General features: G+C 47.3%; 13 protein-coding genes. 10 read left to right on the top strand and 3 right to left on the bottom strand.

Going from position 1 to position 18713, the window contains the following annotated elements:
- Window positions 1-90: 90 nt before the first annotated feature.
- The gene (locus MHB84_RS30800) at window positions 91-453 is read right to left on the bottom strand and encodes an iron-sulfur cluster biosynthesis family protein (protein ID WP_076291059.1); all 363 of its coding nucleotides are present in this window, start codon (window positions 451-453) and stop codon (window positions 91-93) included.
- A gap of 167 nt (window positions 454-620) precedes the next feature.
- Here MHB84_RS30800 and MHB84_RS30795 point away from each other — a divergent pair, with 167 nt between their 5' ends.
- From MHB84_RS30795 to MHB84_RS30770, 6 genes are all read left to right on the top strand, one after another.
- Window positions 621-1205, top strand: coding sequence for a TetR/AcrR family transcriptional regulator (locus MHB84_RS30795; RefSeq protein ID WP_076291060.1), 585 nt, complete (start codon window positions 621-623; stop codon window positions 1203-1205).
- Between the two features lie 131 nt (window positions 1206-1336).
- Window positions 1337-2185, top strand: coding sequence for an NmrA family NAD(P)-binding protein (locus MHB84_RS30790; RefSeq protein ID WP_083679061.1), 849 nt, complete (start codon window positions 1337-1339; stop codon window positions 2183-2185).
- Between the two features lie 234 nt (window positions 2186-2419).
- Complete coding sequence (locus MHB84_RS30785) at window positions 2420-3463, top strand: ABC transporter ATP-binding protein (RefSeq protein ID WP_076291062.1); 1044 nt, start codon at window positions 2420-2422, stop codon at window positions 3461-3463.
- A complete protein-coding gene (gene opuFB / locus MHB84_RS30780; protein ID WP_076291063.1) occupies window positions 3456-4970 on the top strand; it encodes an osmoprotectant update ABC transporter permease/substrate-binding subunit OpuFB in 1515 nt (504 codons plus the stop codon). The genes MHB84_RS30785 and opuFB overlap by 8 nt, the downstream gene beginning before the upstream one ends.
- A 39-nt stretch (window positions 4971-5009) precedes the next feature.
- Window positions 5010-6353, top strand: a complete 1344-nt coding sequence (locus MHB84_RS30775; RefSeq protein ID WP_076291064.1) for a dihydrolipoyl dehydrogenase family protein — start codon at window positions 5010-5012, stop codon at window positions 6351-6353.
- 300 nt (window positions 6354-6653) lie between these two features.
- Window positions 6654-7262, top strand: coding sequence for a DUF1349 domain-containing protein (locus tag MHB84_RS30770; protein ID WP_076291065.1), 609 nt, complete (start codon window positions 6654-6656; stop codon window positions 7260-7262).
- Window positions 7263-7455: 193 nt separating this feature from the next.
- Here the strand turns inward: MHB84_RS30770 and MHB84_RS30765 are convergent, their stop codons facing one another.
- Window positions 7456-7929 carry an SET domain-containing protein gene (locus MHB84_RS30765; RefSeq protein WP_076291147.1) on the bottom strand — a complete coding sequence of 158 codons (474 nt, stop codon included), beginning with the start codon at window positions 7927-7929 and terminating at the stop codon, window positions 7456-7458.
- 245 nt (window positions 7930-8174) lie between these two features.
- Between MHB84_RS30765 and MHB84_RS30760 the strand changes: the two genes are divergently transcribed.
- Both MHB84_RS30760 and MHB84_RS30755 read left to right on the top strand, forming a co-directional pair.
- Window positions 8175-9731 (top strand): ABC-F family ATP-binding cassette domain-containing protein, encoded by a 1557-nt coding sequence (locus tag MHB84_RS30760; protein ID WP_063563476.1) that lies wholly within the window; start codon window positions 8175-8177, stop codon window positions 9729-9731.
- A 416-nt stretch (window positions 9732-10147) separates the two neighbouring features.
- Window positions 10148-15334, top strand: a complete 5187-nt coding sequence (locus tag MHB84_RS30755; protein WP_076291066.1) for an S-layer homology domain-containing protein — start codon at window positions 10148-10150, stop codon at window positions 15332-15334.
- Window positions 15335-15495: 161 nt separating this feature from the next.
- Here MHB84_RS30755 and MHB84_RS30750 read toward each other — a convergent pair whose 3' ends face one another.
- A complete protein-coding gene (locus MHB84_RS30750) occupies window positions 15496-16056 on the bottom strand; it encodes an NAD(P)H oxidoreductase (protein WP_076291067.1) in 561 nt (186 codons plus the stop codon).
- A gap of 177 nt (window positions 16057-16233) precedes the next feature.
- Here MHB84_RS30750 and MHB84_RS30745 point away from each other — a divergent pair, with 177 nt between their 5' ends.
- Both MHB84_RS30745 and MHB84_RS30740 read left to right on the top strand, forming a co-directional pair.
- Entirely contained in the window at window positions 16234-16623 is a 390-nt protein-coding gene (locus MHB84_RS30745; RefSeq protein ID WP_076291068.1) for a winged helix-turn-helix transcriptional regulator, read from the top strand.
- A gap of 213 nt (window positions 16624-16836) precedes the next feature.
- A complete protein-coding gene (locus MHB84_RS30740) occupies window positions 16837-18678 on the top strand; it encodes an assimilatory sulfite reductase (NADPH) flavoprotein subunit (protein ID WP_076291070.1) in 1842 nt (613 codons plus the stop codon).
- The last annotated feature ends 35 nt before the right edge of the window (window positions 18679-18713 follow it).

Raw genomic sequence — 18713 nt, 5'->3', positions numbered from 1 at the left:
AAAAAAAGACTCTGCACCTTTGTGCAAAGTCTTTCTGTATACATAGATAGGCGAATTAAATACTCTTTATTTCAGCCACGAACTTTTGAATTACAGCTCGCATGAAACAGAATTGCCGGATTTTCCAGCCGTCACTGCGCGGGCATCCCGAACACGGACATTGCTGCTGAGTACACCGGAATCACTGCTTAGTTTGAAGGAAGGATAGTTGAGTTCCGTGTCCAGCTTCATGTGCTGCTCCAGGTTTAACTGTTGTTTCGGATCGACATAGAATGGCACCAGATTGGTTTCAATTTGTACATCCAGAGCTTCGGGTTCGTCCACAATAAGTATGGCAATAATTCCGTTACAGCCACAACCTTCCATGTCATAGATCACTTTGAAATAGCCGGGCTGATCATTCAGGCTTTCAGTTAATCGCGCAGCAGCCAAATCAGTAATTTGAATATACATATCGCTACACTCCTTTATATGTTGGCATGATTGTAATGGTAAATGGATTAATTCAACTTCTACTGTCATTATACCATTTTGGCAAAAAACAAAGCATTTATTTTCTTGACTGATCAGTCTGGAAAAGTGTATTCTTGACTTAATCAAGCGGGAGGTGAGGTCTGAAATTGGGAAGAGCCAAGGAATTTGACACCGAAAGTGTTCTAAGAAAAGCCACGGCTGTATTTGGAGCCTATGGTTATGAAGGTACTTCGTTGACTGTACTGCTGAATGAGCTTGGTATTGCACGTCAAAGTTTGTATGACACTTATGGAACCAAGCATGATTTATTTGTCTCTGCCCTTAAATTTTATATTCAGCAGAAAACAGAGGCGGGTATTCAGCTGTTGAATGAATGCACGAGTGTAAGGCAGGGGATGGAACAGCTTTTCAACGAAGCCGTTAATGTATTGACGGATGAGGAGCGTCGCAATGAATGTTTTATTATCAATAGCGCCGTGGAACAAGCACCCCAAAATCATGAGATTGCCGACTTTATTCAAGCGAGCAACAAGCAAATGGAAGATACTTTTCTTGCGGCGCTTATCCGTGGGCATAGAAACGGTGAATTTAACTATGCCGAGCATGAATTGCCCGGTATTTCCCGTTTTCTGAATTATTCCCGTCTGTCATTGACCTTCACGGCCAAGAGCGGTGCCAATACAGAGGTGTTGCGGGAGCTAGTGCGTACAACATTAAGAGTATTGAATTAATGGCAGTATATAAGCAAGGATTATGGTTGGATTTCTGAAAATGAACGCTTAGGGCGTTTATTTTTTCACCATTCTAGACTGATCAGTCTGGAAAATGAACATAAAGCAAACCGAAGGAGGCAATGAAAATGATCAACGATAAACCTTTAACACTGATTACAGGAGCGAATGGAAAGACAGGAAGCCGCGTTGCTGCCATGCTTCAGAAGCACCACTATCCGGTGCGTCTGGCAGGGAGAAAGAAACCAGCTTCTTCTGATTCTGCCGACAACTATGTCTTTTTTGATTGGTACGATTCAACCACTTATGGTCCAGCGCTGAAAAATGTGGATCATGTGTACCTTGTCGTGCCCGTCATGGACATGCACCCGGAAGCCGTAATGATTCCGTTCATCAAGGAAGCGTTATGGAGCGGCGTTAAACGATTCGTCTTGCTTGGCAGTGCTTCCGTTGATGAAGACGGACCTATATTTGGCAAAGTACATCAAAGCTTGAAGGAGCTTGCTCCTGAGTGGACTGTACTACAGCCTTCCTATTTTATGGAGAACTTTACAGAGGGACCGCATCGGGAGACGATGAAGCAGTTGGGTAAAATCTACAGTGCTGCTGGTGATGGTAAAATTGGTTTTGTCAGCGCAGATGATATCGCAGCAGTTGCCTTCTTTGCTCTGACAGATGTTGTCCCCCATAATACAGCTCATATCATTACGGGGCCAGAGACATTGTCTTATGGGCAAGTTGCGGACATCATTAGTTGCTTATTGGATCAGCGTATTCAGCATGAATCATTGTCGGATGCAGAACTGAGAAATAGCCTGATTCAGACGGGAATGTCAGAAGATTACGCCACGGCTCTGGCAGGGCTGGATGTATTCATCCGTGAGGAAGGAAGAGAAGATCAAACGACGGAGACGGTATTGAAAGTCACAGGGCAAAGCCCGGTTTCGCTGGAGCAATTTATTAGGCAGCATATGCATTAAGGGAAATGATATAAGAATTATTATAAAAATATTGGAGGCAAATTCTGCTGAATAACAAGAAGACGATGCCGGAAGGCCCGTCTTTTTTGCTGATTGTTCAACCTTTACAGGTATCCGTTCGTATTCCAATTTCTACAGAAACAATAATACCCAATCCAGCACGGTGATTATATGCGTACGCTTTTGGGGAAATAGATGAGAATGAATGTTTGATAAAAGGAGAGAAGAGAACGGATGATTCAGTTCGAAAATGTATCCAAGCAATACCCTGATGGAACCCATGCTCTGCGTCAGGTTAATCTCAACATTAATAAGGGAGAGCTGTTCGTCATGATTGGTCCGAGCGGTTGCGGCAAAACCACAATGCTCAAAATGATTAATCGCCTGATCGAGCGGACAGATGGAACCGTACGAATTAACGAACGGCCTATCGATGAATATAACATTCATGAATTGCGCTGGAATATCGGATATGTGCTGCAACAGATTGCACTGTTCCCACACATGACAATTGCCGAAAATATTGCTGTTGTTCCTGAACTCCGAAAGTGGAAGTCAGAGCAAATCAAGGAGCGCGTACATAATTTGCTGGACATGGTTGGACTGAAAGGTACCACATACAGTGATCGCAAGCCTGCTGAGCTATCTGGTGGACAACAACAGAGAATCGGTGTATTGCGCGCACTCGCTGCCGATCCCGAAATTGTACTGATGGATGAACCGTTCAGTGCACTTGACCCGATGAGTCGCGAGAAATTACAGGACGATATTCTGGATATTCAGCGTCAGATGAAGAAGACGATTGTGTTTGTTACCCATGATATTCAGGAAGCGATGAAGCTGGGTGATCGTATCTGCATCATGAAGGACGGGCAAGTGTTACAGGTAGGCACCCCGGAAGAACTAATCCAGCAGCCAGCCAATGAATTCGTACGTGACTTTGTCGGCAGTTCTGGTCCGGATAGGAGTTTACAGCCTGTATCTGGTGGAGGCGACCCGATGGATGAATTACAAACGGCCTCCGGCGAACAAGAACGACTGATTTCTATATTTGATCTTGAATCGATCATGTCACCGCTCTCACCTGGGCATGTGCCGAAGTCGGCCAAAACGGCTGTTCCCGTATCGATTACGCTGCCTGATTTTGTGGAAATCATGGCATCTCATGATCATTTACTGGTCGAGAAAGACCACCAGATTATAGGTCAGGTCAGTCGAGCCGATTTAATCCAGTACTGGTCCGGGCAGTTGCAGGAACGGGGTGAAGCGCATGAGTAGATTTACAGAGGTGTTCAGTGAGCGCAAAGGACAGTTATTATCCGCTCTCCTTGAGCATATTCAGATCTCATTTATCGCATTGTTCTTTGCCGTTCTGATCGCGATCCCGCTGGGCATTTATCTGACACGTAAACCAAGAGTGGCTGAGCCGATTATTGGGGTAACAGCCGTACTGCAAACAATCCCGTCCCTGGCCCTTCTCGGATTGCTCATTCCGTTATTCGGCATCGGTACATTTCCTGCGATTATTGCGCTTGTAGTGTATGCCTTGCTTCCGGTACTCCGCAACACGTATACGGGCATATCGGAAGTTGATCCTTCCATGGTCGAGGCAGCAAATGCAATGGGCATGAACAGTCGTCAACGTCTGACCAAAGTGGAGCTGCCACTCGCGATGCCTGTCATTATGGCAGGCATTCGTACCGCAATGGTTCTGATTGTAGGTACAGCCACGCTTGCTGCCCTGATTGGTGCAGGGGGGCTGGGTGAACTCATTTTGCTTGGTATTGATCGAAATGATACTTCATTGATTATTCTGGGAGCTATCCCAGCCGCATTACTTGCCATTTTGTTTGATGTGCTGCTCCGCCAGTTCCAACGTTTATCATTCAAGAAAACGCTGGTCACTCTCGGAACGCTCGCTCTGGTGGCCTTCCTGGTAATCACGATTCCTTGGCTCTCCCGTGGAGGGCAAAAAGATCTGGTTATTGCTGGCAAGCTGGGTGCCGAACCGGAGATTTTGATTAATATGTACAAATTGCTCATTGAAAAAGATACCGATCTGAAGGTTGAATTGAAACCAGGATTGGGAAAAACCACATTTCTGTTCAATGCACTGAAATCAGGTGATATTGATATTTATCCGGAATTTACAGGTACCGCCATATCTGAATTTATGAAGGAAACCGCAGTTAGCACTGATCGCACAGAAGTGTATGAACAGGCAAGAGACGGGATGTTGAGCCAATTCAATATGGTTCTTCTGAACCCGATGGATTACAACAATACGTATACGTTGGCTGTGCCTCAGAAGGTTGCGGATCAGTATAATCTGAAGACCATATCGGATCTTAAGTCGGTACAGCAACAGATCAAGGCAGGATTCACACTGGAATTCTCTGATCGGGAAGACGGATATGTTGGTATTCAGAAGAAGTATGGCATCAAATTCCCGAACGTGGCCACAATGGAACCGAAACTGCGTTATTCAGCCGTACAGCGTGGAGATATCAATTTGCTGGATGCTTACTCCACAGACAGTGAACTGAGACAGTATAAACTCGTTGTGCTGGAGGATGATCAGGAATTGTTCCCGCCATATCAGGGAGCGCCGATGCTCCGCAAAGAAACGGCAGATCAATATCCGCAGCTGGTAGAGGTACTGAATCAACTTGCAGGCCGAATCACGGACGATGAGATGCGTCAAATGAATTACGAAGTGAACGTTAATGGAGCGATTCCAGAACAAGTGGCAACGGACTATCTGCAAAAAGCAGGGTTATTATAGTTTGATATTTACGGTTATACATGAAGAGGAGGAACTAACATGACACAACCTTATGATCTGATCGCGATTGGAACTGGGAGCGCTGCAAGCTCGGTTATATCCCGCTGCGCTGAAGCCGGATGGAAAATTGCCGTAATTGATGAACGAGAGTTTGGCGGAACCTGTGCATTACGAGGCTGTGATCCCAAAAAAGTGCTTGCAGGAGCGGCTGAACTGATCGACTGGAATGAACGAATGAAGGGCAAGGGAGTGGAAGGTAACGCTTCTATTCAGTGGTCGGAACTTATGGCGTTCAAGCGAACATTTACGGAGAGTATTCCGAGAGCAAGTGAGGATAAGTTCAAGCAGGCCGGGATGCATACGTTCCATGGTAAGGCTTCATTCGTTGACGAAGATCACGTTCGTGTAGGGGACGAAATACTGCAGGGGAAACATATTCTAATTGCAACAGGTGCGCGTCCAGCACCACTTCCTATTGATGGTGCCGAGCATCTGAAATACAGCGATGATTTTCTTGATCTGGAACAGCTGCCGGATAAATTGGTTCTGGTCGGTGGCGGTTACATTGCTTTTGAATTTGCACATATTGCGGCGAGAGCTGGCACGGAAGTCCATATTATACATCGAGGCGAAGAGCCACTGGAACAGTTTGATTCGGAACTAGTGGACCTGCTGCTGCAAAAATCCGAAGAAGTAGGTATTCACGTACACTTGAATGCGGAAGTGAGGGCGATTCGTCAGCAGGGAAACACATATGTGGTCAGTGGAACCCGCAATGGGGCTGATCATCAATGGCAGTGTGGACTTGTCGTTCACGGAGCAGGGCGTATTCCGAATGTAGCTGGGCTTGAACTGGAGAAGGGAAATGTCAGCTATACGAAAAAAGGCATCTCCGTTAATGAGTACTTGCAGAGCGAAAGCAATCCAAGAGTCTACGCGGCCGGCGATGTTACCGCAACGGAAGGACTTCCGTTGACTCCGCTTGCAGGCCAGGAATCACGCGCCGTATCCTTGAATCTGCTTGAAGGCAATCATAACAAACCTAATTATAAAGTAATGCCCTCCATTGTATTTACCGTGCCATCCCTGGGTTCTGTAGGTCTTACTGTGGAGCAGGCCAAAAAAGAGGGCTACGAGGTGAAAGTAAATGACATGTCGAAATGGTATACTTATAAACGTACGAATGAAAAATTTGCCATGGCCAAAGTTGTAATCGACAAGGAAACAGGACGTATCCTGGGTGCCCATGTATTGGGTGGCAAAACAGAAGAACTGATTAACCTGTTCGCCATGGCAATTCAGTTCGATTTGACGACCGATCAGCTAAACACCATGAATTTTGCATATCCTACAGCCGCATCGGATATGGGCTCCTTATTTTAGATGAACTCATGTGTTGTAATTTGTGTCTATATAAAGTAAAAAGAAGATTACACGAAACGGAAAGTGCTGAACCCATCTGAAGAAGCGGAGCTAAAAGCTTTATGTAAGAAAGCTACTTCGGAAGCATTTGCCCCGCTTTTATCCCCGGATTTTTCCATTTGAAAATGGATCAAAAAAATCTGGGGATAAAAGCGATCGGAAGATGGTTCTGCAATTGAAGTATCAGAGTGTTATAGTCTTCAGTTCATTTTATATAGTAACGAGGTTACAAGACGTGATTGTGGAAGGAAGGGAAGAATCATGTCAATTAATTTCCATCGGATTCATGATGCCGAATGGACAACTGAACCGGTCCAAGCGCGAACGGAAGGTGACCGTCTGATTGTGGAGGCACAGGAGGGCAGCGACTTCTGGGAGAAGACCTTCTATGGTTTCTGCCATCAGAATGGACATGCCATGCTTGCTCCATGGGATGGAACCAAGGCAATTGAAGTATCATTTGATCTGAGTTCATTCACGGAATTGTATGATCAGGCAGGGTTAATGCTCTGGCATGGACATGATCAATGGATCAAGGCGGGGGTAGAAGTAAATGACGGCGTGGCTCATGTAGGAGCGGTCGTAACGGATCGCTTTTCCGATTGGTCGCTTTCTCCTGTACCGGAGTGGGGTGGACGCATCGTTACCATTCGGGCTTCATACCATGATGAAGCCGTAGTTATTCGTGCCCGCACGGATGAGCATCCTTGGCGTACCATTCGGGTCGCGAGGTTTGCCTATCCGACGAACAAGCAAGCAGGCCCGTTTCTCTGTTCTCCTAAGCGTGCCGGGTTCGAGGTTGCGTTTACCAAATGGAAATTGACTGAACCGGATCAGGATCTGCACACTGACCCTCCCATTGCCGATTAATATGGGTTTGGTTGGGAAATGTGACGCTATCGAAACAAACGAAAACAAGCAAGTCTTCCTTGGTGGAGGACTTGCTTGTTTTCATTTGCATTAGGCAGCGGCATTTAGCCCTACAACGGATTATGGTGAAATTTTTTGAGTTTTGTTTTGTCCATAAGAAGTTGCACTACTGTTGTCGTTTATCTTCAAGGTCTTATTTGCTTGAGTCCGTATCCTTGGAGTCAGATTCGATGCCATCAGCATCCTCTTCACCATCATTTGCTTCGTTCAACTCACGCATACGTTCTTCGTAATCATCCAGAAACCATAAGGGGTCCATGTTATCTTCCTCGCCATTATAATTGATCAATACTTCTTCGCCAGCTTTGATATCTGTATAAGCATAGAAGTCAAAAGTGTGGTTTTCGAAGTTGATATCATAGGTGGCATTAGGCTCGTAGGAATGGTTGATCAAACTGCCATAGCCCAGCAGGATAGCCGTATGATTGGCTCCATATTCAAATACGTAATCTTCGAGAATTGTTTTCTCAACATGTTCGTGGTCTTCATTGGGATAAGGGACAACCGGAGCCTGATGGATCAGCTGGCCTTTTGGAATGTCTACGGTCGCAAATACGCCGCGGTTAAATTCGCCATCACCCAATTTGGATTGTTTCACTTCAATCATGATTTTCACCTGATGCTCTCCAAGAGAGCTCCATTCTTATAGTAGTAAGTCGTTTAAGGAAAAATTTTAACTCATCCATACCTATAAGGCAAATGTCATTGATTTCAGATTGAGTGGATTCGGAATTAAAACGAAGGACATTTCATCGAAAAATGGTGCTAAATTTACAATAGGGCGTTGAGTTGTGCATGATATAACGCTTATAATATACAAAGAATTAAGTCTATATAGAAAAGGTGTCATGAATGAGCATATTAAATGTCGAAAAATTAAGTCATGGTTTTGGTGACCGTGCTATCTTTAACAACGTTTCTTTCCGCCTCCTGAAAGGCGAACATATTGGTCTGATCGGGGCCAATGGTGAGGGTAAATCTACCTTCATGAACATTATTACAGGCAAACTCCAGCCGGATGAAGGCAAAGTGGAGTGGTCCAAACGCATGCGTGTCGGATATTTGGATCAGCACGCTGTGCTCAGCAAAGGACAATCCATTCGTGATGTCCTTCGTGGTGCGTTCCAGTATTTGTTCGACATGGAACAAGAAATGAATGATATGTATGGCAAGATGGGCGATGTAACTCCGGAGGAATTGGAACAACTGCTGGAGGATGTAGGTACGATTCAGGATACACTGACTAACCAGGATTTCTACATGATTGATGCCAAAGTCGACGAGACAGCACGTGGTCTGGGTCTAACCGATATCGGTCTGGACAAGGACGTTAACGACCTTAGTGGTGGACAACGTACGAAGGTATTGCTCGCCAAGCTACTGCTTGAAAAACCGGATATTCTGCTCCTGGATGAGCCTACGAACTATCTGGATGAATTGCATATCGAATGGCTGAAACGCTATTTGCAGGAATATGAGAATGCCTTTATTCTGATCTCGCATGATATCCCGTTCCTGAACAGTGTAATTAACTTGATCTATCACATGGAAAATCAGGATCTCACCCGTTATGTGGGCGATTATAGTCATTTCCAGGAAGTTCATGAGATGAAAAAACAGCAGCTGGAGTCGGCGTATAAGCGTCAACAACAGGAAATTGCCGATCTTAAGGACTTTGTGGCCCGGAACAAGGCAAGTGTGGCTACACGCAACATGGCGATGTCCAGACAGAAGAAATTGGACAAGATGGATGTCATCGAAATCGCCAAGGAAAAACCGAAACCACAGTTTAACTTCCGTGATGCAAGAACGTCTGGCAAGCTTATTTTCGAAACAAAAGGCCTTGTCATTGGATACAATGAGCCGTTGTCGAGACCACTGGACCTGCGCATGGAGCGTGGACAGAAGATCGCCCTCGTTGGTGCAAACGGTATCGGTAAAACAACGCTGATGCGCAGCATTCTGGGGGAGATTCCAGCTTTGGAAGGAACCGTTCAGCGCGGTGAACATCTGGAGATTGGATATTTCCAACAAGAGATGAAGGATGCGAACTACAATACCTGTATCGAAGAGATCTGGCAGGAGTTCCCTTCCTATACCCAATTTGAAGTACGTGCTGCACTCGCAAAATGCGGACTGACGACCAAGCATATTGAGAGCAAGGTTGCCGTATTGAGTGGTGGCGAGAAAGCCAAAGTTCGTCTCTGCAAACTGATCAATAACGAAACAAATCTGCTCGTACTCGATGAGCCGACGAACCATTTGGACGTTGATGCGAAGGAAGAGTTGAAACGCGCACTCAAAGCATACAAAGGCAGCATTCTGCTGATCTCTCACGAACCTGAATTCTATCGTGATGTGGTTACGGAGACATGGAATTGTGAGTCGTGGACAACGAAGGTATTTTAAAGTAATATGGGCGAGTTTGCGAACAAACTCGAACGGTGATAGAAGACGCGTATTTTGCTTGCATAGCAGGCGGAATACGCGTTTTTTTGCTTGTTACAGCGAAAAATGTCCGAGCTGAGTTAATGGTTGACAGCTTCAAATACGTAATCATATAATTCGAGAAAGCGATTACATTTATATAATATAAACCTGTTTCACGACATAGGGGCAAAGAAGACGAGGTATTCCGTTTTGGTATCATTGCACTTAGGAGAGAAGACGGGTCTTTTTTTGCTCTGTAATGAAACCGGTTTCATCAAAAAAGGGAGGTGGAGCGCACTTTTCTACCGCATGCTCACTGCTGAGGACAGGTCGGATAACAACACCGCCTTCAAGAACCATGCTTTCATCTTCCAAGTCAAAGGAGAGAATGAACATTGGATAAACTCAGGAAACCCTTGATATTCATGTTATCTGCTACGTTGGCATTGTCTTCAGGACCGTTGATGTTACCAAGCCATGCATATGCCGATGCGGATAGAATGCCTGCTACGTTGTTGCAGGACGATTTTTCTGACGGAGATTACACGGCATCGCCAGTGTGGGACGTAAGCTCAGGTAGTTGGGAGGTAATGGCGGACCCAACGGATACGTCCAACTCCACACTTTTTCAGAGCGATACTGGGGAAGGCATCATTTCAACCGGAGAGGTCATGACTGACATGACGGTTTCCATGCGTTTTTACACGGGGGGCGGTCAGGGATTTCCGGGAATTCTATCGCGGTTTCAGGATAAGGGCAACTTTTATTATTTTCAAATGCAGGCCCCTAACAATAAACTTGTCTTTTCCAAGCGGGTAAACGGAACAGATATGACATTGAAATCGGTGGACTATGCGTTGGCCAAAAATACGTGGTATACGCTCAAAATGGTGCTGTCGGGTTCTTCCATTCGCGGGTACATCGTCGAAAACGGTTCGGATCGGTTAGTATTCGATTTGATCGATACTACATACGGGTCGGGTACAGTTGGAATTCGTAATAAGTGGCAGTCGGTACATATAGATGACGTTATCATTGCCGAGCAGCCACCAGGGAACGATCTCCAACTCTCCAACGATGAACAGACGGCGTCTTCGGTTTCACTGCAATGGACCGAGGCAGCAGGTGCAACAAGCTATCACCTGTACCGTTCCTCTACGCCTGATAGTGGATATTCCCTGATTACCAACACCGGGTCTTTGGGTTACGTGGATGAGGGGTTAAGTGCGGATATGGTGTATTATTACAAGCTCGCCTATGAATATGGGGGGATGACCGAATCGTTATGGTCTGCGCCGCTGGAGGTTCGGACGACAGCCGTTGCTCCACAGGGACCAGGCGAATTGAAGGCCTTGGCACTCGATGCCACGAGCGTGAAGCTGTCTTGGCCAGCCGTGGACAAGGCGGCTGGCTACCGTGTGGCTCGGGCTGAGGCTGGCAGCGACCAGTATAATCAGGTGTATGAAGGTACGGCGCTCAGTTACACGGATCAGGGGCTTGATCCCGGCAACAGCTATAGCTATCGCGTAACGGCCTTTAATGCTGCCGGAGAATCTGCGTTCACCGTTGCCGAGGCTACCACATACTCGATTGATTCCCCAGCAGGATTTGCTGCTACAGTCGTAACGGATACGTCGATTTCTCTAGGGTGGAACGAACTTTCTGGATCTGATGTAACATATACGGTGTCCCGTGCAACCAGTGCTGCAGGTACGTATCAGCAGGTGTACAGTGGCAATGAAAGTACGTTTATTGATAATGGTCTGACGATGGGCACGGGGTATTTTTACATGATCCAGGCAACCGTCGACGACATCGTTTCTCCTGCATCTGCACCGCTGGGCGTTGCCACCATTCGTACAAGCTTTACGCCGGGGCAGTTATGGCCGGATCAGGACGGCAAGCCGATCGACGCACACGGCGCAGGATTTTTTTACGATGAACAGACTGAAAAGTATTATTGGTATGGCGAATACCATACGGGCGGATGGCCAGCCGCTGGTGTGCGCGTATATTCATCCAAGGATCTGCTGAACTGGACAGATGAAGGCATGGCACTGACGATGATTCAATCGATGGATGATTTCGACAAGAACCCGTTGATCGCCAAGTTGTATGAAGGTCGTGACGACAAGGTGGACATTTGGGCCGATATCCGCAAAGGTCGAATTATTGAACGACCGAAGGTCATCTATAATGACAAAACGAAAAAATATGTGATGTGGGCCCACATGGACGGAGACAAGGACCCCTACAACGATAATGCGAACTACGGTAAAGCGCGGGCCGGCTACGCAATCAGTGACTCCCCGACAGGGCCTTTCGTGTATCAGAAGAGTTACCGGATGGACAGAACTCCCGAAGGGGAGAAAGATTATTTCCCAAGCGATCGGGGCATGGCACGTGACATGACGTTGTTCAAGGACGACGATGGTACCGGATATCTGATCTACTCCAGCGAGGAAAACCTGACGCTGTATATCTCCAAACTGAATGAAGACTACAGTGACGTAACAGGGTGGCATAAGGAAGGACGAACGGATGACAAAGGCAATCCGGTACGTGATTCGACCTATCAGGCGGAATATGGCGTCGATTATGTGCGCGTGTTCCCAGGCGGACAGCGTGAAGCGCCCGCGATGTTCAAGTATCAGGGCAAATATTATATTCTGACCTCCGGCGCGTCCGGCTGGGCCCCTAACGAAAACAAAGTGACGGTGGCGGATAACATTTTTGGTCCTTGGTCAACCATGACCAATCCGTTCGTACGCACATTGCCGAGCGATCCCGATCCGGGTAAGGCGTTCGGTACGCAGACTACGTCGGTCATTCCAGTCGATCCGGAAAAAGGAAAATTCATTTACGTGGGAGACACGTGGAACGGCGGCAATTTCTCAAACGACGGGGCAAAATACGTTTTCTTGCCCATAGAGTTTGGGATAGGATCAGACATCGCTATAAAGTGGTATAACAGTTGGTCGCCTAATCTGCTGAATTCGATGGGCAAGGTAGACATCGCCGATCCGCTGCCGGAAGCTGTGCCGCTCGGGAAAGTACCTTCCCTGCCTACGACGGTCAAGGTGCGTGACGGAGGTACGCTTGTGTCAACCCCAGCGGTATGGACAGTGGATAACCGGGTCATGACGGCAGAAGATTTTGCGAAACCCGGACCAATCACCCTTCAGGTAACGACACCGGAGTTCGGTAACAAAAAGCAGGCAGTCCGAGTATATGTTATTCCGGAGAACGCACAGTATTTCGTGAACAGCGGTGGATACGAAACGGCTGATTATAAACTGATGGGTGCCTACATGAAAGGCACGCTCGTCAATTCGGATACGGCAGATCAGTTGTACGCTCCGGAGGAGGGACGGAATTGGGGTTATGTCAGCGCAGATGCGCTCGCTTCCGGTTCGAGCGGCGGGGATATTTTCTCGACCGTCCGTTATTTGAACGGCGGCAATGTCAGCAACTCGCCCAAAGGCAGTGATCTGACCTATACCTTCGATGTGCCGAACGGGACATATGATATATACGCCGGGTTCAACGATCCATGGACGAACACATCGCGGAAAGCGAACTTCCTCATCAATGGCACGAATACCGGTGCAGTTACTTATACACCCGCCAGTGTAAGAGCTCACACAGGCATTGTGGCATCTGGCAACAAGTTGGAATTAACGGTACGTAATACGGCATCACAGGACCCGCTGATCAGCTGGATTATAATCGCCAAGTCTGATGCGGTGCCACCTGCGGACGATAGCGCCGGTCTAAATGCTGATATGTCGGCTGCAACAAGTGCATCACTCCACTGGGATGCAATTCTTGGCGCAGCAAGCTACAAGCTCTATCGCTCCGATCGTGAGAAAGGAGAGTACAGTGTCGTCTACAACGGCAGTTTGCGGGAGTATACGGACAACGAACTGAGCCCCGGCACCAGTTATTATTACAAAGTGGAAGCTTTTGACGCGTCGGGGCATTCGATGCGCGGGTTGTCTTCCGCGTATCATGTGCTTACGGCCCAACAGACCGCTGCCGATGTGGCTGCAAGCATTACGGTACTGGAGCAACCTTCTGCAGGTGCGAAGAGGTTGAAGTTGCCGACTGTGCCGCAAGGTTTTGCCGTGGAGATCGCTTCTAGTTCGGTGCCGACCGTCATTCAAACCGATGGAACGATCATCCCGCCATCGAAGGAAACAGCGGTCATGCTGGAATTGGAGATTACTCGAATTTCTGATGAAAGCAAAGCGATGACTATACCGCTAATGGTAAAGGTACCAGGGTATACACCATCACCAGGCGGTTCGGGTTCCGATGGTTCGGCCGGCGGTAATTCGAGCAGCTCCGGAGGGCAATCAGGAAGTGGTACCCCAAGTACAGAGAATTCATCGCCACGACCAGTATCGCAAAAAGACCGTGCCGTTCTTGAGTTACAAGGTATTGTTGACCAGAAGGGTGTAGTACAGACGAAGGTGGATGCTTCAGCGATTGAAGAGGCATTGAGAGTCGCTCCTGCTAGTAAGAGTTACCGTCTGGTCGAACTTCGGCAGAAACCGGTCTCAGGAGCAAGTGCATATGAACTATTGCTGCCTGTCTCTGCGTTGGTGGGCCAAGGCGACGCACATGTATTCAACATCGTTACGGAATTGGGGACGTTAGAGCTTCCTGCCACATTTTCAATGAAAGACTTAGCAGGATATGAGACTGTATCGGTCCGATTGATTCGAACTCAGCTGTCGCAGACAGTTGCAGATCAACTCGGAACACAGCACGGGGTTCGATTGGAAATTGATCTGGACGGTGATGCTTGGCCAGCAGCAAGTGAACTGACGCTTCGTATGCCCTACGAAACATTGCAAAATGTACAACGGGATATAATCGTAGGGTTTGCCATAGATGCGAATCATGTGGCAACTCCGTTGCCCCAAAGCCGTTATGATCAGAATAGCAGAGAGGTCGTATTCACTGTTACGTCCGCAGCAGGAAATTATGCTGCCGTGTCTGTGCAGCAGACGTTCACTGATCTCGCGAATGTACCATGGGCTAAGAATGCCTTGGAGGCCTTGGCAGCCCGAGGAGTCTTTGATGAAGGTGCAAGCGAGGACTCCCGTCAGTTGTATCCGAAACAGGTGATGACGCGTGGTCAATACGTGCAGTGGCTGATGACCGCACTCAGCTTGAAAACGTTGCGCGGGAATGCGTTCTCCGATGTCAGCGCGGAGGCATCGTATTATGAAGCGGTAACCACGGCGCGTGCGCTTGGCATCACTGGTGGCACCGGGGACGGGCGCTTTATGCCTGAGGCAACCATCACCCGTCAGGAAATGATGACGCTGACCGTGAGGGCACTCGGAGCGGCCGGACTGGTCGAGCCGGAATCAGCTTCGGCGGATAGCCTTGTAGAGTTCCGCGATGCTTCCACGATCCGCTCATATGCCCGCGATAGCGTAGCCTTGCTTGTAAAGCAGGGCATCGTCGGTGGATACAACGGAGAGGTGAAGCCTCTTGCCCAAGCGACTCGTGCCGAATCGGCAACGCTGCTGTATGCAATGATGGGTAAATTGGTTTGGCCTAACTGATGATAACAACCATTTTAGCGTAAGAAGAGAAGGCTTACTTCAACCTGGATTAAAGGATGAAATAAGCCTTTTTCTTTTTGCTTATGCGCCCGGCATGGGGGATAACTGGACGGTGAAGTCCACTCTTAATGAGCCAGTAGCTTTCTTTCCGATTGCAGAGGTTACTTGTAATGTCTGCCGATTTGATACGCTTGCTCCAGCAGGCCTTCAATATGCGTTTTGGATTCGGATATGGTTTCATAGAGAAACTCGACTCGGGATTCCTGCAATCCTGCATAACCAGCGATCCCATTATTCAGATAATTCGAAATCATGTTGTAATAATCGTACTTATGGAATGAAGCCTCCGTTCCTCCAGCTAGTGCAATCCAGAGTGCCTTTTTGGAATTTGCCTTGTTCAGCAGCCCCATGTTCCATACCTTGTCCAGATAAGCTTTGAGCATGGAAGGAACGTTGTACCACCATACCGGGAAAATAAAGACAATGGCATCAGCCGCGAGCACGCGATCCAGCTCTTTGCGAATTACAGGGGCATGCTGCTTATCGGGATTTTGCCAATCTCGCTCATCTTCTACGCTATATAACGGATCGAATCCATCATGGTACAGATCAAGGATATCAATTTCATGGTGATTCTCCTTCAGACCTTCTATAAAACGATCCATCACGGCAAATGTTAGAGAATCCTGTCTTGGGTGAGTAACGACCAGTTTAATTTTCATGTATGAGTGACCATCCTTTTTCCTTCATTTTTTGGTTTAACGTTCTGACCAATGTTATTATAAGTTTCATGACATCTTATTGAGAAGTACGCACCTTCGAGTGCTGTAGATACTTTGAGGTTCTTCGGTTACTTTTAATAATGGGTATACATATATGTGATTTAAGGGGGATTCCCAGTGGAAAAGGAACTGAAAAGATATGAGAGTGGTGTGCAGGCAATGTTAGAACTGGTCGGTGGAAAATGGAGGATTCTTATTCTACATCAACTGATATCAGGTAAAAAACGAACAAGCGAACTTCGCAGAGCTATCCCTGGCATTACTCAGAAGGTCCTTACCCAGCAGCTGCGTGATCTTGAAAAGAATGAAATTATCCACCGAATTATTCATCCCGAGATTCCGCCCAAGGTCGAGTATGAGCTGACCGAGTATGGCTTGACACTGCAGGCAATCATCGACCGCATCTGTCTGTGGGGAGAGAATCATCTGGACAGAGTATATGGTGATAAAAACAAAGTGCTGGAGAATCATTTTAGCGAATATATTCCGCTTTCGACTTCGAACTAAACTGCTTCCAGATTTAAAAAACAACAAAAACCTTCCTGAATTGAGGAGGAGGGTATTTGTTGTTTTTTTGTCCTTTATCAGTGAAACTGATAAATACCATAAAATCATCGAAATTGACCCCTACCATCGGGTATGGTAGCTTCAAGAGAGTAGAAATTAATATGATCATTTTAGTAGGAATTAAAATTGACGTAATGCGCGAGGTGGCAAATGGTGGAACTTCAAGTGACAAACAGCCCTTTTAATCAGGAACAGGTTGAGCTGCTCAATCGCCTTATTCCTACATTGAACGATGGACAGAAAACGTGGCTTAGCGGATATCTGACAGCCATTCAGGGATTTGCGGGTGTAGCTGCACCTGCTGGTGTGGAACAACAGCCTGCATCTTCAGCAAGTATTACTCCTGCAAGTGCACCTGCTGCGGTGTCCAGGGAAGTTACGGTACTCTTTGGATCACAAACCGGGAACTCCAGTGGACTATCCAAGAAACTGGCGAAAAAGCTGGAAGAGCAGGGTCTTCAGGTAACCCTGTCGTCAATGGGAGATTTCAAACCGAACGGACTGAAAAAAGTAGAGAATCTTCTCATTATTGTCAGCACACATGGAGAAGGCGAGCCGCCGGATAATGCGATTCCATTGCATGAATTCCTGCATAGCAAACGGGCTCCGAAGCTCGAGGGATTGCGTTACTCCGTATTGGCTTTGGGAGATACTTCGTATGAGTTCTTTTGTAAGACAGGAAAGGATTTTGACATTCGTTTGCAGGAACTTGGCGGAACAGCGCTTGTACCACGTGTGGACTGTGATGTTGATTTTGATGAAGCGGCTGCAGAGTGGATGAATGATGTGCTTGCTTCACTCAGCAGTACACCTGCTGCCGCGGGAGTAGTAACGAGTGAAGCGGTTGGAGCCGCAGTAAGCAGCGGTGATTCCGAGTTCAACCGGACGAATCCATTCAAGGCAGAGGTGCTGGAAAATCTCAATCTGAACGGCAGAGGATCGGACCGAGAGACACGTCATATCGAATTGTCTCTGGAAGGTTCCAATCTGGACTACGAACCGGGCGACAGCCTCGGTGTATTCCCTGAGAATCATCCACGCCTGGTCGATGAGCTGATTGCAGCCATGGAATGGAATGCAGATGAGCGCGTTACGGTTAATAAAAGTGGAGACCAGGTTTCTGTACGTGAAGCATTATTGCGTTACTTCGAAATTACTGCTGTCACAAGACCCGTTGTGGAGCAGCTGGCAAAGCTGAGACCGGGTAGCGGGTTGCCCGCTCTGCTTGCAGATGATTCGGAATTCCGCAAGGTCATGAACAGTTGTGATTTGCTGGATCTGGTACAGGATTATGGGCTTAAAGGTATTCCGGCTGCATCGTTCGTAGCTGTGCTTCGCAAAATCCCGGCACGTCTGTATTCGATTGCAAGCAGTTCGAAATCTTTCCCGGAGGAAGTTCATCTTACCGTTAGAACAGTACGTTATGAATCACGTGGCAGAGAGCGCTATGGTGTGTGCTCTGTTCATCTGGCTGAACGAGTTGAACTAGGGGATACATTACCTGTATTTATTCAGCAAAATCCAAACTTCAAACTGCCGGAGAACCCGGATGTTCCAATCATCATGGTTGGACCAGGTACAGGTGTAGCTCCGTTCAGATCCTTCCTTGGAGAGCGTGAAGAGACGGGTGCAGAAGGCAAAACGTGGCTGTTCTACGGCGATCAGCATTTCTCCACCGATTTCCTCTATCAGACCGAATGGCAGCGCTGGCTCAAGGACGGCGTTCTTACGAAGATGGATGTCGCTTTTTCCCGTGATGCAGAAGAGAAAGTATATGTGCAGCATCGGATGCTGGAGCATAGCAAAGAGCTGTATCAATGGTTACAGGAAGGTGCAGTTATATATATCTGTGGTGACGAGAAACGAATGGCACATGATGTTCATGCTGCACTCGCGACCATTCTTGAACAAGAGGGTGGCCTAACACCTGAACAGGCAGCGGAATATTTGACACGTTTGCAGCAGGAAAAACGGTATCAGCGGGATGTGTATTAATTACAGATCATATGCCGGATAAGGCATCCCGGAGA

This window comes from Paenibacillus sp. FSL F4-0087, assembly GCF_038020215.1.
GTDB classification, from domain to species: Bacteria; Bacillota; Bacilli; order Paenibacillales; family Paenibacillaceae; genus Paenibacillus; species Paenibacillus taichungensis.
Note: the sequence above shows the minus strand (reverse complement) of the source record. Positions and strands in the feature narration are given on the sequence as shown.

Bases quoted from the DNA above. Each gene is read 5' to 3' on its own strand.
- MHB84_RS30800 (WP_076291059.1), bottom strand. From the start codon at position 453: ATGTATATTCAAATTACTGATTTGGCTGCTGCGCGATTAACTGAAAGC.
- MHB84_RS30785 (WP_076291062.1), top strand. From the start codon at position 2,420: ATGATTCAGTTCGAAAATGTATCCAAGCAATACCCTGATGGAACCCAT.
- opuFB (WP_076291063.1), top strand. From the start codon at position 3,456: ATGAGTAGATTTACAGAGGTGTTCAGTGAGCGCAAAGGACAGTTATTA.
- MHB84_RS30775 (WP_076291064.1), top strand. From the start codon at position 5,010: ATGACACAACCTTATGATCTGATCGCGATTGGAACTGGGAGCGCTGCA.
- MHB84_RS30770 (WP_076291065.1), top strand. From the start codon at position 6,654: ATGTCAATTAATTTCCATCGGATTCATGATGCCGAATGGACAACTGAA.
- MHB84_RS30765 (WP_076291147.1), bottom strand. From the start codon at position 7,929: ATGATTGAAGTGAAACAATCCAAATTGGGTGATGGCGAATTTAACCGC.
- MHB84_RS30760 (WP_063563476.1), top strand. From the start codon at position 8,175: ATGAGCATATTAAATGTCGAAAAATTAAGTCATGGTTTTGGTGACCGT.
- MHB84_RS30750 (WP_076291067.1), bottom strand. From the start codon at position 16,056: ATGAAAATTAAACTGGTCGTTACTCACCCAAGACAGGATTCTCTAACA.